The following is a 16,415-nucleotide window of genomic DNA, read 5'->3' on the forward strand; positions in this document are numbered from 1 at the left end:
GGCAGAGCCCGCCTTACGTATGGCGCTGCGCGTTTACAACACCCTTTCCGGCGAGAAGGAACTGTTCCAACCGGTCCAGCCCGGCAAGGTCGGTATCTATCTCTGCGGCCCCACGGTCTATAAGCCGGCGCACATCGGCCACGCTGTCGGACCGGTCATCTTCGACGTCATCAAGCGATATCTCACCTTCAAGGGCTTTCAGGTCACCTGGGTCGTAAACGTCACGGACGTCGAAGACAAGCTGATCGCCGCGGCGGCCGAGGCGGGCACAAGCGTCCTCAAGCTCGCGCGGGAATTGGAAAACCGCTACGTGGAAGCCATGGCCGCGCTGGGCGTCCGCTCGATCGACCACATGCCGCGGGCCAGCGAAAACATCAAAGAGATCATCGAACATATCCAGCGCCTGATCGGCAAGGGCGTGGCCTATGCGGCCGGCGGCGATGTCTACTTCGATGTCACCAAGGACGCCGACTACGGCAAGCTTGCCCATCGCAAGCCGGAGGAGCAATTCGCGGGAACGCGCGAAGGGCTCGTCCAATCCGCCAAGCGCAATCCCGGCGACTTCGCGCTGTGGAAGGCCGCCAAACCTGACGAGCCGCCGGAAGTGCAGTACGACTCGCCGTGGGGCAAGGGCCGCCCCGGCTGGCACATCGAATGCTCGGCGATGGCCATGAAATTGCTCGGCGAGACCTTTGACATCCACGGCGGCGGCATGGACCTCAAATTCCCCCACCACGAAAACGAAATCGCCCAGGCCGAATCCGACACGGGCAAGCCCTTCGCCAAGTTCTGGCTGCACAACGGTCTCACCCGCTTCAACACCAAGAAGATCTCCAAGTCCGATCCCGAGTTCGAGAAGGTGATGGGCTCGCTGCAAATCTCCAATTTGCTCGCGAACTATCCGGCCGAGCTTCTCCGCTTTCTCATCCTCCAGTCGCAATACCGCTCACCAATCGACTTTTCCGAACAGGCGCTGGCCGCCTCCAAGACCGCGCTCGATACTTTCTACCGCCTGATGGAGCGACTCGGCCGCGCGCTGACTCTGGACCCGTACGCACTGACCTTGTCGATCGAGAAAACCCGCGACACTCCACATGACGCGGCCGCCCAGGAATTCGTCAAAAAGATCATGGACGAGCAGGTCCGCTTCCTCGAGGCCATGGACGACGACTTCAACACCGCCGGGGCCATCGGCGTCCTCTTCGACATGGCCAATCACCTCAATCGCTTCATCGACGCCAGTCGCGTGGAGTCCAATCCGAGCGATCAGGTCCGCAACGTGGTCCACGCCGGCGGCGGCACATTTGTTGGACTGGCCCGCCTGCTCGGTTTACTCGTCGAAAAACCCCGCGCCGCGGCCGGTCAGGATGGCGATTGCGGCAAGCTGATGGACTTATTGATCGAAGTTCGCAAGATGGCCAGGGACGCCAAGCAGTTCCAGATCGCCGACCGCATCCGCGGGCAGCTCGCCGATCTGGGCTTCCAGCTTGAAGACCGCCAGGATGGCACGCTATGGCGACGAGCCTGACACCGTTGAAAACTCGGGCGGCTCGTGGAGTTTCGACGCCGCGTCCCCGCGTCATCTCCGCGTCGGCCCGCTCCACAATCATCCTTGGCATCGACCCCGGCCTGGAACGAACTGGCTACGGCGTCATCGTCGCACCCCAGGGCCGCGTGCTCGACGCGGGGTTGTTTCGTTCGTCGACCAAGGCACCGCTGCCCGAACGGCTGACCGAACTGGCCTCCGGATTGGAAGAAGTCATCGCCGAGCATCGACCCGGCCTCGTCGCCGTCGAAGACCTTTATGCTCATTACAAGCATCCGCGTACGGCGATCCTGATGGGCCACGTCCGCGGAGTTCTTCTGTACCTCGCCGCCAAAAACAGAATCGACGTGCTCAATCTACCATCGACCCGAGTGAAGCGCTTCCTGACCGGCAACGGCCATGCGAGCAAGGACCAAATGCAACGCGCCATCATGACGACGCTTTCTCTTCCGCGCCTTCCGGAGCCCTCGGACGTCGCCGATGCATTAGCCGTCGCCTGGTGCGCAACTAGTGAAATAAGAAAGTCGAACCGGTCATGATCGTCCGTCTGCAAGGCACACTCAGTGAGATCGACGAGGACTCTGCCGTCCTCGACCGTGACGGTTTGGCTTACGAGGTCCTCGTCCCTGCCTATGCATTGACAGAACTCTCGGCCTGTCGCGGCTCGTCCGTCACGCTCCACACTTTGCAATACCTCGAAGGCAACGCCGCCGGCGGCAACATGACGCCGCGCACCGTGGGCTTCCTTCACTCCGAGGATCGCGCCTTTTTCAGGCAATTCCTGACCGTCAAAGGTGTCGGGGTCCGCAAGGCGCTCCGCGCCCTGGCCGCGCCGGTCGCGCGGATTGCCGCCGACATCGAAGCGGGCGACGCGGTCGCCCTGGCGCGCCTTCCCGGCATCGGCCGTCGCATGGCCGATCAGATCATCGCCGAGCTGCGCGGCAAGGTGAAAGAGCACGCCTTTGCGGCATCCACGCCCCCGCCCGCCGCCCAGAGCGGCTGGTCCGCCGAGCAGCGCGACGCGATCGAGATCCTCGTCGCCTGGGGCGATCATCGCGCCGACGCCGAGCGCTGGATCGCGCGCGCCGGCCAACTCCACGATAACATCACCGCGGCGGAGGCCTGGGTCCGGGCGGCGTATCGAATCAAGAGCGGAGCAGAAGCATGAGGAATGACGAATTGCGAATAGCGAATAGCGAAAGAAGAGCAAGCCAACGCCGCCTCCCGCGCCATTCGCTATTCGCCATTCGCTATTCGCTATTTGCCCTTGGGGGGATTCCATGAGCCGCGAGCGAATGATCTCCACCGAGCCCGCCTCCGAGCGCGAGGAGCAGACCAACTGGGCCCTCCGCCCCAAGCGACTCGCTGACTGCATCGGCCAGCGCCAGGTCATCGAGCAGCTTCGCATCGCCCTCGACGCCGCGAAGAAGCGCAAGGAACCCTTGGAGCACGTCCTCCTCGACGGCCCGCCCGGCCTGGGCAAGACCACGCTCGCCCACGTCATCGCCGAGGAAATGGGCGTCGCCGACCGCATCCGCGTCACCAGCGGCCCGGCCATCGTCAAGCAGGCCGACCTGATGAGCACGCTGACCAACCTCGAAACCGGCGATGTCCTCTTTATCGATGAAGTCCATCGCCTCAACACCGTCGTCGAGGAGTTCCTGTATCCGGCCATGGAGGACTTTCGCGTCGACTACACGATCGAAGGCGGCCTTTCCGGTCGCACCGTTAATTTCCAGCTCAAGCGTTTCACGCTGATCGGCGCGACGACGCGCGCCGGAATGTTGACGGCGGCGATCCGCGATCGGTTCGGACTGCGCTATCACCTCGATTTCTACGAATCTGACGACCTGCTCGAAATCCTCCGCCGCTCGGCGCATCGACTCGAAGTAAAGGCCGAGGAAGACGCCCTGCGCATGATCGCCGAACGCTCGCGCGGCACGCCGCGCGTCGCCAACCGCCTCCTCCGCCGCGTTCGCGACTACGCCCAGGTCCGCGCCGACGGCAAGCTCGGCGTCGGCGTCGTCGAAAAAGCCCTGGCCATCGAGGAAATCGACGGCGTCGGCCTCGACCGGCTCGACCGCGCGTTCCTCACCGCACTGATTGACGTCTACCACGGCGGCCCGGCGGGCATCGAGGCCCTTGCCGCCACGATGGGCCAATCCCGCGACACGCTCGAAGACATGGTCGAACCCTTCCTCCTCCAGCGCGCCTTCGTCACCCGCACGCGCCAGGGCCGCTGCGCGACGAGCAAAGCCTACGAGCACCTCGGGATTACGCCGTCTGCCGATTGCAATGCGATGAACGCCAGCCTTTTCAACTCATAACATCTGCCATCGTGTGGGCCGGTGAGGCGTATGCAGGCTCGACGAACCGGAACCTACTGTGGTTTAACGAATTGCGGGTTTTGCGACACTCGGGGACGCCGAATAATCAACTGGCAGGCTTTTAGTGGTTTGGCTTGGCACGCTTTTTGCTAGGGAGCTCTCATAAGTTCTTTCTGACTAGCCAAGCAAGAGTCAAAACTGACTAGCCAAGCAAGAGTCAAAACAAAGGAGAGCTTAGAGATAGGCGCTCGGCCGAGAGAAGCCGGAAACATCGGGAGCGTGGTCTATGAGCATGGCAATTTGCACATTTTTCGTCGTAGCATCACTTTGCCCAGCGATGTCGGCAGACGATTTCAAAATATCGCCGGACGAGACGAATCCCTACTTTGGGGCCGCCCGTGCCGCTGCTGGTTCACCATCCTTCATGGGCCTGGGCTCCCTGCCCGGTGGCTACTCCAGTTCGGCGCTCGGTATCTCCGGCGACGGCTCTACCGTTGTTGGGTACGGTAGGTTCGCATCAGATGGTTTCGAAGCTTTCCGATGGACGAGCGACGGGGGCATGCTGGGCTTGGGCGACTTACCGGGTGGTGAATTTAGCAGTGTGGCATACAGCACCTCCAGCGACGGCCTCGCGATTGTTGGAGAAAGCAGATCCGCGACAGGTTCCGAAGCGTTCCTATGGACCAGCGGTACCGGCATGATAGGTCTTGGCGATGTGCCGGGTGGAGCCACTTCAAGTGATGCATACGGCATTTCCGCGGATGGTCTCGTGGTTGTTGGTAAATGTACTTCGGCGTCCGGTGGCGAAGCCTTTCGCTGGACCAGCGGCGGCGGCATGATTGGCCTGGGTGATTTGCCGGGTGGTCGGGTCTCCGCTACCGCACACGCTGTCTCGGGCGACGGTGCAGTGGTCGTTGGAACTGGTGACTCTGCACTCGGCCTGGAGGCTTTTCGTTGGACGAACGACGGCGGAATGGCGGGTCTGGGCGATCTGCCGGGCGCTGGCTTTAACAGTGTGGCGTTTGATACCTCAGGCGATGGCTCCGTCGTTGTTGGATGGGGTTCCTCTGCATTCGCTTTCACGGCCGAGGCCTTTCGCTGGACCAGCGGCGATGGCATGGTTGCCTTGGGTGAATTGCCGGGTGGTACCGCCCTAAGTAAAGCCTACGGCACATCCGGCGATGGCTCAGTTGTTGTTGGAGAGAGTATTTCGGCGGCCGGTCAGGAGGCATTTATCTGGGACAGTACAAACGGAATGCGCAGCCTTCGCTCCGTGTTGACAAATGACTTCGGATTGGACCTCACCGGGTGGATTCTGGCGGAGGCGCGAGACGTGTCGGCCGATGGTTTGACGATCGTCGGGTGGGGGACCGATCCGGCCGGCGCTACTGACGCGTGGGTGGCGCACATCCCCGAGCCGGCCACGGCGCTGCTGCTCCTGCTCGCCGCCTCGCTGGCACGACGCACACGCCGACATTAATCTCTGCCTGCTAATCAGTCCGCGATCGAACGACAGAGTGCCGTTTACTCAATTGGAGACCTTCCAATGAATAATCGTCTTTCCCGTCGAGACGTTCTCAAGACCATCGCCGGGGCCGCCGCAGCTTCTTTCTTCGACCTGCCTACCCTGCAAGCCGCGCCCAAGGAGACCCCGCAATCCTTCCGCTTCGTCCACCTCACCGACATTCACGTCCAGCGCGAGCGCCATGGTCACGAAGGTTTCGCCAAGGCCCTCAAGGCCGTCGAAGCGTTGAAGCCTCGCCCCGATTTCATCCTCACCGGCGGCGACCTCGTCTTCGACGTTCTCGAAGTTCCGCACGAACGCGCCACGATGCTCTTCGACCTCTACCAGAAAGTCATCGCCGACAACACCTCGCTCAAAGTCTACAACACCATCGGCAACCACGACGTTTTCGGCTGGCATCCCCAATCCGGCATCTCCCCCAAAACCGCCGGCTACGGCAAGGCCCTCGTCAAGGACAAATTGCAGCTGAACGAAATCTACCACGCCTTCGAGCACAAAGGCTGGCGATTCTTCTGCCTCGACAACATCCTGCCCGGCGGTGACGAACGCTACCCCTACCTTGGCGGGCTCGACCCCGTGCAGTTCGACTGGTTCAAAGCAGAATTGCAGAAGACCGACCCCAAAACGCCGATCGTCACCTGCGAACACATCCCGCTGATCACCGTTACCGGCTTCGGCCACGATGACCTGCACGAGGACAAACACTGGCGATTCAACGACGCCCTCGTCTGCGGCGATACCGCCCAGCGCCTCCCGCTCCTGCGCACGCGCAACGTTTGCCTCGCCCTCTCTGGCCACATTCACGAACGCGACCGCGTCGACTATTGGGGCACGACCTTCATCAACGACGGCGCTGTTTGCGGCGGATGGTGGAAGGGCCCGCACCGCGGCATCCCCGAAGGCTTCGGCATCTTCGACCTCCGCGCTGACGGCACGTTCGATTACCGCTACCACGAATACGGTTGGAAACCCCAGCCCGACTGAATAGGGTGGCACAGTCTCGCAGCAGCAGGCCGGGCATCCGCGGGAATCTAGACTGGCTCTGGCAGAAACTCCGCCATCACCCGGTTCGCCACCAGCATCCCCCGCCGCGTCAATCGAATCGTCCGCTCATCCGCAGCCAACAATCCGAGCGATGAAAACTCTTTAATCCGCTCTGCGAACAACTCCCCCGCATCCAACCCTGTCTGCTCCCGAAACCGCGCCCGATCGATCCCCTCCGTCAGCCGCAGCATCTGCACCGCCGTCTCGCCCGCACGGCCCTGCGGCGAAAGCGCCTCGCACTCCGCCACAACCGCCGCCGGGTCACTCCGCATCCCCTCCACATACCTCCGCACATCCGCCACATTTTTCTGCCGCACGCCATCCAGATACGACACCGCCGACGGCCCGATCCCCAGATACTCCCGGTTCTCCCAGTAGATCATGTTCGCCCGGCACCGCCGCCCGGCCCGCGCGAAGTTGCTCACCTCGTAATGCTCGAACCCCGCCGCCGTCAACAACTCGATCGTGCAATCAAACATGTCGGCCTCAACGTCCTCGTCGCTTGGAATGACCCGCCCCTCATTCCTTAACTTCGTTAGAGACGTTCCCGGCTCGTACATGAGGGCATAACATGACAGGTGCTCCGTGCCCACGTCGATCGCCCGCGCCAGCGTCGCCTTCCAGGACGCCATCGTCTGTCCGGGAATCGCGTAGATCAGATCAAGATTGATGTTGTCGAAACCGCTGGCCCGCGCCGCCGCCACGGACTCGAAGATATGCCGCGGATCATGGATCCGCTCCAGCACCTTCAACTCGTCCGGATTAAACGACTGCGCCCCAAACGACACCCGCGTTACCCCGTGGCGCTTCAACAGCCCCAGCTTCAACTCATCCGTGCTCGACGGGTTCGCTTCCACCGTAAATTCCGCGACGCCCCCGGCCCGGCGCGATATTTCTGAAAGGAGCCGCTCCAACGCCGGTCCCGGCAGTACCGTCGGCGTCCCCCCTCCGATAAACACCGTCTCCACCGTCCGCCCAGGATCGCGCCGCCGCAGCTCGTCGACCACGGCCCCCACCAGATCGTCGATCAGCCCCGGGATCGTCGGCAGCGAATAGAAATCACAATACCCGCACTTCGTCGTGCAAAAAGGCAGATGGACATACCACCCAATCGGCCGGTCGGTCGGGCTGTTGCCGCCCTCGGCGGATTTACCTGTTGGAGAGCAGCCGCCTTCGGCTGCTGGCTCGGCGGGTCGTTGCATCGCTGGACCGGACATGGTGAAATGTTACCGGCCCCGCCGCACTCGCGGGAGTGCGGGGAAGGCGGTCGGCTTGATAATCCGGCGGTTTTCCGTTAGATTTGAGGCATGGCGGCCAGCGCAAAGGAACATTCAGCCTCCGTACGGCTGCCCTCCTCGCCGTTTCAAGAGACGCACATGAAGGTCGCCCTCGTCACGTTCACTCGTAAAGGCGCGCTCAAGGAATTCGCCATCGGCGACCGTTCGCAGGTCATCGGTCGAAGCCCCGAGACCGACATCCGCATCCCCGTCAGCGACGTCTCCCGCTCGCATTGCCAAATCTCCGTCAGCGGCAAGAAGGTCATGGTTCGTGACCTGGGCAGCAGCAACGGAACCTTTGTCAACGACCAGAAAGTCTCCGATGCCGTCCTGAAGCCGGGTGATCGCATCCGCGTCGGACCGGTTCAGTTCACGGTGCAGATCGACGGGGTGCCCGCAAAGATCGCTCCGCCTCCCCCCGGCGCCTCGGTTGCCAAGGCTCCGCCCGAAGCGACCACGCGTATCGGCGCGCCCGCCGCGGCCGACACCGGCTCCGAAGAACTCGACCTCGACCAGCTCGAGGAACTCGACTCAGAGGACCTCAGTGATTTCGACATCGACGACATCGCCGGCTCCTCCGGCGTCATCGACGAAATCGAGAACCTCGAAGAGATCGCCGAAGACGATCTCATCCCCGACGACGACTCCAAGAACACAAAGTAGGCGACGGACTTAGTGGCGAGCATGATTCAGCGCTCCCATTCGTTTGCGCAGTGCGTGATTGCCGTGGTGCGCGCCCGCCAGCCGGCGCGATCGCCGCCCAACCCTTCTGGTCCGGCGCCCCACATTTCGCGACGAGCTGCCCGCGATCAGCGGCCGGCTGCGGAACAGTTGCACCAGTATCGGCACCGTCGACGCCGCGCCCACCAGGAACAGCGACCACCCCGCGGCACGCCGCTTGTCCGCCACAATACGATCACCCAACAGCAGCCCCAGTCCCGCCCCCAACGCGGCTCGCGTCCCTGAGATGATCGCCAATTCCGGGATGGACAATGGATAGCGACGCATGTGTGTATCCTCACTTTCCGTACGGCCACAAATTCTTCGAACACCTGTTTCTTCACCGTCTACGTTCGTACGTCCCCACATAATCCGCCTCGGTCAGAACATGCCCGCGCATCGCCCGTTGCAACTCGTCCGCCCGGCACCCCGCGCCGATGTTCAGCTTGGTATCCAGTGCGTAAAGGCGGAAGTGATAGTGATGGACACCGTGCCCCCTCGGCGGCGCCGGTCCCCCGTATCCCAACTTCCCGAAATCGTTGCGACCCTGCATCATCCCCGCCGGCGATTCCACCCGCGCCGTCGGCAACAATGCCTCCTTTAGTCCATCCGCGTCGGTCGGTATCTTGTACGCCAGCCAATGCACGAACGGCCGGTCCCGCGGCGCATCCGGGTCTTCGACGATGATCACCAATTCCGCGGCAATCTCCGGAACTCCCGTCCATTTCAGCGCCGGCGACACGTCGAGACCGTCCGCCGTGAATCGATCCGGAATCGCCCCGCCATCTGCGAATCCGGCGACTTCAAAGCCCATGTGCTTTTCCGTCAGCGTCCCTTTCATGCCCACACCTCGTCCGACGAGGGGATGCTAGGGACGCACCGATGACGCCGAACTTAATCCCGTATTAAAAATCGCTCATAGTGCCTCCCCTTTGCTGCGCCGTGGGGCCGAGGTCATTGTCCGGCGCCGCGAGAAGCCTCGGCGAATTTACGACTTTGAGACTCGCAACGAACCGTCCAAGCTCCGTTTTTGATCGCCGGGGCGCGCCTTGTTTGCGAGCGCGAGCCGTCCAAAGCCGGTCGGCGACTTCCGCCGATAGTCCCATTAGAGCCTGGGTCTTTTCCCTTCGCGGGTATAAGCGGATGCTTACGCACGGCGCACGTCGAGAGGTACGCCATCATGCCGTTTGGCGGGCGCGGTCATTCACGCTCGTTGAGCTGCTGATTGTCGTGGTGATCCTGGGCATTCTCGCCGCGCTCGTCATCCCCCAATTCTCCGACGCCACCGCCGATACCAAGCTCAGCACGCTCATCAGCCAACTGGAAATAGTACGTAAGCAGATCGAGACCTATCGACTCCAGCACAATGGCGCCGTTCCGACCTTCGCCCAGTTTGAAGCGCAGATGACCGGCATGACCAACCCGGACGGCAGCCTGGGCGGCTCACCCACACTGGGTCCTTTTCTCAACAAGATCCCGATCAACCCCTTCACCGACGCCGATGACCTGGGCACCGGTTCATGCGGATCGAGTTCGTGGTTCTACGATGAAATCACGGGCGAATTCAGGGCTAATTGCCACGGCCCGCACTGCCCGCTGTAGCGCGGCTTCTGCCTCAATTGATATAGGACTCCGCTGATATTCGCGGCGCCGCCATCTCAAGATCGCTCGCCAATCGCTCGATGTTCCTGACGGACCTTATAAGGAACTGCCCATGTCCGCCGCGATGCCCGATCCACAACCCGCCGGCGACGAGCCGCTTTTCTCGACGCTCCTCGCCCAGAGCCCGCAGCTTGGGGACGTGGTCGAAGACTTTGTCCGCATTCTGCCGATCCGCATGGCTGCGATTGAGAACGCCATGCGGTCTGGCGCCTACGACCAGGTCCGCGCCATCGCCCGCGACCTCGGCGATCGCGGCGACTCCTGCGGTTACGTCGCCCTCCGCGACCACTCCGCCCAGATCGAACAGGCCGCCAATGACCACGTCGCCGACGCCCTCTCCGCCAAGCTCGACGAACTCCGCGACCTCGTCACCCGCATCCAGGCCGGTCTCCAACGCACCGACGAGTAGCCGACTTCCTTCTCTGTCCCCTGTTCCCTTTCTGCTTAGAATCCCCGCGTGAACGCCGCCACCACATCGACCCTCCGCACCTGGGCCGAACTCGTCCGCTTCTCCCACTCCGTCTTCGCACTCCCCTTCGCCCTCATAGCCGTCTTCCTTGCCGCCAGAAGTCTGCCCGATCGCCTGCCTTCATTCGCCCAGCTCCTCCTCATCCTCACCTGCATGATCGCCGCACGCAGTTTCGCCATGACCTTCAACCGCATCGCCGACCGGCACATCGACGCCCGCAATCCGCGCACCGCCACGCGTCCCCTCCAGACCGGTCGCATCTCGCTCGGCCAGGCCTGGCTCTTCACGATCCTCGCCGCGTTGATCTTCTTCGCCGCCTGCGCCGGCTTCCTTGTGCGCGACGGCAACCTCTGGCCGCTTGTCCTGGCCGCGCCGACGCTTCTCTGGCTCGCGGGCTATTCCTATACCAAGCGCTTCACCGCCCTCGCGCATTTCGTCCTCGGCGCCGGCATCGCCTTCGCACCGATGGCCGCGTGGATCGCCATCCACCCCCCCTCGCTCGGCTGGCCAGCGATCCTGCTGACCGGCACGGTGTTCTTCTGGATCGCCGGCTTCGACATCATCTACGCCTGCCAGGACGTGGACGTGGACCGCCGCGACGGTCTCTTCTCCATCCCCGCCCGGTTCGGCATCGGGCCCGCGCTGGTCCTCTCCCGCGCCTGCCACGTCGCGGCTGTCGGCCTGTTGATCGCACTCGGCGTCGTCACCGGTCTCGGCTGGATCTACTGGTCGGGTGTGATCGTGACAGCGATCCTCCTCGCCGCCGAACAGGCGGTCGTAAAGCCCGACGACCTCTCCCGCGTCAACCTCGCCTTCTTCACGCTCAACGGCTGCGTGAGCCTGCTCCTGGCCCTCGCGGCGGTCACCGACACACTGCTGCGACGCTGATAGGGGGTTGGCACGGTCTGGCAGCAGCCAGGCCGTGGTTACTGCGTTCGCAATCATGGCATCGCTCCGTCCCGGCTCGGCGGGACGCCACATTCGGGGCTGCGTTGCGGCGTCACGGTCTGGCAGCAGCCAGACCGTGCCACCCGCTACCTCGCGTTGCCCCTTTCCCCTGGCCCGGTTAGACTTCGTGGCTCGGAATTGCGGCAAAGATCATGACGAGTAAACTGCCCTACACCACGATCTCCGTCCTCGCCTCGCTGGCCCTCGCCGGCGGACCGGCCGCCTGGGCCGCGCAGGCCGAGTCGATGGAGCGCCTCGCCCGCAAAGACGCCGAATCAAAGAAACGCACCCGCGCGGCGACGCCGGACGCCTCTCCCGATGGCCGCCCGGACCAAAAGTCGCCCGACGAAAAGCCGGATGCCTCGTCCGCCGGTCTCGTCGCCCCCAGTGCTGCCAAGCCCGCCGATACCGATTCCTCCAGCCTCAACTTGTGCCTCTCCTCGAATAACGTCGACATTCCGGCCGCCGCGCTGCGGCCGTCGGGCGACGCGCCGCCGCCTTGCGAATTGAAGGCATCGCTGCATCGCCCATCCTATCAAGCGCACGCCCCGCCCCTTCAATCGAATTCGTTTTGAGTGGCCGGACCCCAGCGATCCGCGCCGTCCGTACTGGCAGGGGCAAGAATCTCGAAAATGGCAATCGGACTTTCCGCCGTGGGCGGATCGTCTTCTGATACAAACGCAGGTGACTTATGCACGAACGCGACTTGTGGTGGAAAATTGTGATCGTCGGGGCGCTCGCCGCCCTCGGCTTCGCCAGCATCTGGCCGCTGGACCAGAAGCTCAAATACGGCATCGATCTGTACGGCGGCTACAGCCTCCTCTATGAAATTGACGACACCGGCCTCGAAGGCTTCGAAAAGCAGGGGCTGGCCGAAGAGGTCATGAAAGTCCTCCGCGAACGCGTCGACCCCAAGGGCGTCTTCAACCTCGTCTGGCGGCCGGTCGGTCACAACCGGCTGGAAATCCAGATGCCCCGGCCCAGCAAAGAGATCGTCGAGGGGCGCCAGAAATACGAGCAGCTTCAGGAGGAGATCCAGAACACGATCGTGCGCCGCACGGATGTCCTGCGCGCCGTCGCCAAGCCCGCCGATCAGCGCCCGGCCGCGTTTGACGCCCTTGTCCACGGCGTGGAAACGCGCCGACCGCTCCTGACCGCCGCGGCAACGAACTACGACGCCTACCAGAACCTGCAAAAGGAATATGACGCCCGCGTGGCCTCGATCAGCAAGGACAATCTCTCGCGGGAAGACGTCCTCGCGGCCGTGAAAAAACCCGCTGCGGAGCGCTCCGCCGCCTTTGAGTCTCTCATCCGCGGTATCCCCGCGCGCCGCGCCCTCTTGGAAGAAGCCGCGAAGGCCGCCGACGCGCTCGCCGCCGCCGAGTCCACCACTCGCCCCGCCGACGGCAAAGAGCCTGCCGCCGAAGTCGTCCAGGCCTATGGCGAAAAAACGACCGCCTTCGAAACCGCGATCGCCAAGGTCCTCGACGCCAACGTCGATCCCAACAAGCTGAGCGAAGGCGTCACGATTAACCAGGTCGTGCAAAAGGAGGAAGAGTTCGACAAGGCCGTTGCCGACGTGCTGGCCACCAACCTCGACATCGGAAAGCTCCAGACCGTCCTCGAAGCCAAGCCCGGCGACGCGTTTCGCGAGCAGGAGCTCAAAAAGCTCACCACACAGCACCCGAGCATGGCCGGCATGATCGACGGCATGGTCAAGGCGACGGACCAGCTTCGCACGCAGCGCCGCGGCGAAGGCCGCCTCGAGGATCCGGCGGACCTGCAGCGCCTCCTCAAAGGCGCGGGCGTGCTGGAGTTCCGCATCCTTGCCGAGCGCGATGACAGCAATCCGGATTTTTACAACAGCTATCGCGAGGCCATGAAAAACCGCGGCCCGCGCAAGGCCCCCGGCGAAGACGAATATCAATGGTTCGAGATTGAGGACCCGGCGGATTTTCTGAAGATCGACAAACTCGACCGGGACTTCGAGGCGCAGAAGGCGGCCCTGCGAGTCATCGCCGAGCGCTTCGGAAACAAGTACTACGTGCTCGCGCGAATCGGCGACAAATACGCCCTCACCCGCCGCCTGGGAGAGGACTGGTCGCTTAAGGGCGCCCGCTTTGATCGCGATGACATGGGCCGCCCCGCCATCGGCTTCACGCTCGACGAACGCGGCGGCGACAAGTTCGCCCAGCTTACCCGCACCAATCTCAAAAAGCCGTTGTGCATCTTCCTCGACGATCAGGCCATCTCCTCCGCCACCATCGAGTCGGTCATCCGCACCAGCGGCATCATCCACGGCAGCTTCACGCCGCAGGAAGTCCACGACATGGTCAAGAAGCTCAACGCCGGCAGCCTGCCGCGCAAGCTCAAGGACCCGCCGATCAGCGTCCGCTCGATCGGCCCGTCGCTCGGCGAGGCCAACCGCGCCGCGGGGCTTACGTCCGCCAAGTATGGCGCGATCGCCGTCGCCGTCTTCATGATCGGCTACTACTTCTACGCCGGCGGCGTGGCGGTCATCGCGGTCGCCCTCAACTTGCTTTTCACGATGGCGATGATGGCCCTCATGGGCGCTACGCTGACGCTGCCCGGCATCGCCGGTCTCGTCCTGTCGATGGCCATGGCCGTGGACGCCAACGTACTCATCAACGAGCGCATGCGCGAGGAACTCGCCAAGGGCACGGCCATGCGCATGGCGATCCGCCTCGGCTACGAACGCGCGTTCAGCGCCATCCTCGACTCCAACGTCTCCACCATGCTCACCTGCGTCATCCTCTATTTCCTCGGCAGCGAGGAGATCAAGGGGTTCGGCCTCACGCTCGGCATCGGCGTGGCCATCAACCTCTTCACCGCCTACTTCGTCACCCGCATGTTCTTCGAGATGATGTCGATGATCTCGATCCCCAAGGAGATCAAGCGCTATCCGGCCCTCTTCGGCATCGGCGTCGCCGCATTCGGCGGCCTGCTTTACGGGCTGGGCTACTGGTGGAACGCCGGGCCGGCGCGCGAACATTCCGTGCTGATCGCCTTCGGCTGGGCGCTCATCTACGTCGGACCAGGAATCATCGGCCTCTTCGCGCTCATGTGGATCGGCCGAGCCATACACGCCGCCTTCCAAAAAGGCGAGCGGCCTCGAATGCCCATGATGCGCATCATCGGCGCCCCAGCCATCAACTGGGTCGGCCTGCGCCCCGTCTTCTTTACCTTCTCGCTCGTCATCTCCATCGCCGGCCTCTTCATGTTCTTCAACATCAAGAAGGAAGACCTCTACGACATTGAGTTTCTCGGCGGAACCGCCGCACAGATCGACCTGAAGACCCCCGGCTCGCTCAACCAGACGCAGATCTCCGAACGCCTTGCCAAAAGCGGCGAGACCCTGCGCCAATACGGCCAGGGGCTTTCCACCGCCACCGTCGCTGGAACCGCCGGGACCTTTACCCTCAACACCCCCGGCGTACCCGCCGCACGGCTCGAACCGGTCATCAAATCCGTGATGGACACTCCGGACCATAAACGGCTCAGCGACCTCAATCCCGTCCGCTACAGCGACCCCGACGCAACCGAGGTGGTGATCACCACGCGGGCAGAGGAAAACATCGATCTCGAAAGGATGAAGGGCTATGTAAAGGAATTCGCCGAGCGCTTCACGCGCGCCGGCGAGGCGATGGAAAAGGCCCAGGTTCAGGGCGTCCAGACCGTCGGCCGGGGCGATGTCGCCGGTCGCTCCTTTGAAATCGTCACCCTCGAAAACAACAAGGAGATCGTGGTCGGCGCGATCATGGATAACTTGCAGGGAGAACTCGACGTTCAGCCCGCTCTCTCCTTCCACCTCGTCGACGATCGCAGCGCCGGCGGCGTGCCTTATTTCGCGCTCCGCACCGACGACCCCAAACAGCTTGGCGTTTCCCTGGACAGCGCCGAACTGGCGAACATTGACCTGCAAGGCTGGCGCGGCGGCGTGGCCCTCGTCCTCGAACAGATTCAACCGCCCCAGAGCCTGACGGCGCTGAAAAACCGCCTGCGCTCCATGCGCCTCCAGCCCGGTTTTGAATCCCACGGCTGGCGCGAGTCCGACGTCTTCGGCCTCACGCCCTCGTCGCCCGGTGCCGACACCTTCAGCAAGGCCATGGTCGTTGTGGCCGACGAGAACTACCCGCTGCTCGACGAGCAGGGCGCCCTTTCCTCGGCCTGGGTCACCGATCTCGCCGAACCTGAAGTGCGGCTCCTCCAGGCCGCCCTCCAGCGCCAGACCTCCCTCAGCCAGATCACCCAGTTTGACCAACAGGTTTCCGGCGAGGCACAGACCGACGCCTACATCGCCATCGCCTTGAGCTGGTTGGTCATCATTGTTTACGTCTGGTTCCGCTTCGGGAACATCCGCTGGGGCCTCGCGGCCGTCGTGGCCCTGATCCACGACGTCATCGTCGCCATCGGCGCCATCGCCGCCAGCCACTACCTCTTCGACACCGCCATCGGCAAGGCCCTCCTCCTCGACAAGTTCCGCGTGGACCTCGCCCTCGTCGCGGCGCTCATGACGGTCATCGGCTACTCTGTCAACGACACCATCGTCGTCTTCGACCGTATCCGCGAGAACCGCGGCCGGCTGTCCGACGTCAGTACCACCATGCTCAACCAGTCCATCAGTCAAACGCTGGCCCGGACGCTCTTGACGGGCTTGACGACCTTCTTCACCATCTTGATCATGTACATCTTCGGCGGGCCCGGTATCCATGGCTTCAACTTCGCCATGTTCATCGGTATCCTGACCGGAACCTACAGCTCGTTCGCCATCGCCAGCCAGTTCCTGGTCAAGAAGAAGCTGGTGGCCATGGTCGGTGCCCGGTAGCCCTTGTGGCACCGGCTAATAGCCGGTGCAATTACAAGGCGTAGGCCATAG

Annotated in this window: 15 protein-coding genes; 12 read left to right on the forward strand and 3 right to left on the reverse strand. The window is 63.1% G+C overall.

Annotated elements, in window-relative coordinates; genetic code table 11:
* The first annotated feature begins 19 nt into the window (after positions 1-19).
* From cysS to VJZ71_16300, 6 genes are all read left to right on the forward strand, one after another.
* Positions 20-1,528, forward strand: a complete 1,509-nt coding sequence (cysS, locus tag VJZ71_16275; protein HKQ49630.1) for a cysteine--tRNA ligase — start codon at positions 20-22, stop codon at positions 1,526-1,528.
* Positions 1,513-2,085: a crossover junction endodeoxyribonuclease RuvC gene (locus tag VJZ71_16280; protein HKQ49631.1), complete on the forward strand. Its 573-nt coding sequence runs from the start codon at positions 1,513-1,515 to the stop codon at positions 2,083-2,085. The genes cysS and VJZ71_16280 overlap by 16 nt, the downstream gene beginning before the upstream one ends.
* Complete coding sequence (gene ruvA / locus VJZ71_16285; protein ID HKQ49632.1) at positions 2,082-2,714, forward strand: Holliday junction branch migration protein RuvA; 633 nt, start codon at positions 2,082-2,084, stop codon at positions 2,712-2,714. Before VJZ71_16280 ends, ruvA begins: the two co-directional genes overlap by 4 nt.
* A gap of 112 nt (positions 2,715-2,826) precedes the next feature.
* On the forward strand, positions 2,827-3,873 hold the full coding sequence (gene ruvB, locus VJZ71_16290) for a Holliday junction branch migration DNA helicase RuvB (GenBank protein ID HKQ49633.1): 1,047 nt from the start codon (positions 2,827-2,829) through the stop codon (positions 3,871-3,873).
* Positions 3,874-4,159: 286 nt separating this feature from the next.
* A complete protein-coding gene (locus VJZ71_16295; GenBank protein HKQ49634.1) occupies positions 4,160-5,353 on the forward strand; it encodes a PEP-CTERM sorting domain-containing protein in 1,194 nt (397 codons plus the stop codon).
* Between the two features lie 66 nt (positions 5,354-5,419).
* Positions 5,420-6,382, forward strand: coding sequence for a metallophosphoesterase (locus tag VJZ71_16300; protein ID HKQ49635.1), 963 nt, complete (start codon positions 5,420-5,422; stop codon positions 6,380-6,382).
* A gap of 47 nt (positions 6,383-6,429) precedes the next feature.
* Here the strand turns inward: VJZ71_16300 and hemW are convergent, their stop codons facing one another.
* Complete coding sequence (hemW, locus tag VJZ71_16305; protein HKQ49636.1) at positions 6,430-7,659, reverse strand: radical SAM family heme chaperone HemW; 1,230 nt, start codon at positions 7,657-7,659, stop codon at positions 6,430-6,432.
* Positions 7,660-7,749: 90 nt separating this feature from the next.
* Between hemW and VJZ71_16310 the strand changes: the two genes are divergently transcribed.
* Positions 7,750-8,382 carry an FHA domain-containing protein gene (locus VJZ71_16310; protein HKQ49637.1) on the forward strand — a complete coding sequence of 211 codons (633 nt, stop codon included), beginning with the start codon at positions 7,750-7,752 and terminating at the stop codon, positions 8,380-8,382.
* Positions 8,383-8,391: 9 nt separating this feature from the next.
* Here VJZ71_16310 and VJZ71_16315 read toward each other — a convergent pair whose 3' ends face one another.
* Both VJZ71_16315 and VJZ71_16320 read right to left on the reverse strand, forming a co-directional pair.
* The gene (locus VJZ71_16315; protein HKQ49638.1) at positions 8,392-8,727 is read right to left on the reverse strand and encodes a hypothetical protein; all 336 of its coding nucleotides are present in this window, start codon (positions 8,725-8,727) and stop codon (positions 8,392-8,394) included.
* Positions 8,728-8,779: 52 nt separating this feature from the next.
* Positions 8,780-9,280 (reverse strand): YbhB/YbcL family Raf kinase inhibitor-like protein, encoded by a 501-nt coding sequence (locus VJZ71_16320; GenBank protein HKQ49639.1) that lies wholly within the window; start codon positions 9,278-9,280, stop codon positions 8,780-8,782.
* A gap of 302 nt (positions 9,281-9,582) precedes the next feature.
* On the opposite strand from VJZ71_16320, the gene VJZ71_16325 reads away from it, so the two are divergent.
* From VJZ71_16325 to secD, 5 genes are all read left to right on the forward strand, one after another.
* On the forward strand, positions 9,583-10,041 hold the full coding sequence (locus VJZ71_16325; protein HKQ49640.1) for a prepilin-type N-terminal cleavage/methylation domain-containing protein: 459 nt from the start codon (positions 9,583-9,585) through the stop codon (positions 10,039-10,041).
* Between the two features lie 112 nt (positions 10,042-10,153).
* Positions 10,154-10,510: a hypothetical protein gene (locus VJZ71_16330; protein HKQ49641.1), complete on the forward strand. Its 357-nt coding sequence runs from the start codon at positions 10,154-10,156 to the stop codon at positions 10,508-10,510.
* Between the two features lie 48 nt (positions 10,511-10,558).
* Complete coding sequence (locus VJZ71_16335) at positions 10,559-11,458, forward strand: UbiA-like polyprenyltransferase (protein HKQ49642.1); 900 nt, start codon at positions 10,559-10,561, stop codon at positions 11,456-11,458.
* A 212-nt stretch (positions 11,459-11,670) separates the two neighbouring features.
* A complete protein-coding gene (locus tag VJZ71_16340) occupies positions 11,671-12,093 on the forward strand; it encodes a hypothetical protein (GenBank protein HKQ49643.1) in 423 nt (140 codons plus the stop codon).
* Between the two features lie 116 nt (positions 12,094-12,209).
* On the forward strand, positions 12,210-16,364 hold the full coding sequence (gene secD / locus VJZ71_16345) for a protein translocase subunit SecD (GenBank protein ID HKQ49644.1): 4,155 nt from the start codon (positions 12,210-12,212) through the stop codon (positions 16,362-16,364).
* Positions 16,365-16,415 lie beyond the last annotated feature (51 nt).

Source organism: Phycisphaerae bacterium, from assembly GCA_035275405.1.
GTDB lineage: Bacteria > Planctomycetota > Phycisphaerae > UBA1845 > UTPLA1 > DATEMU01.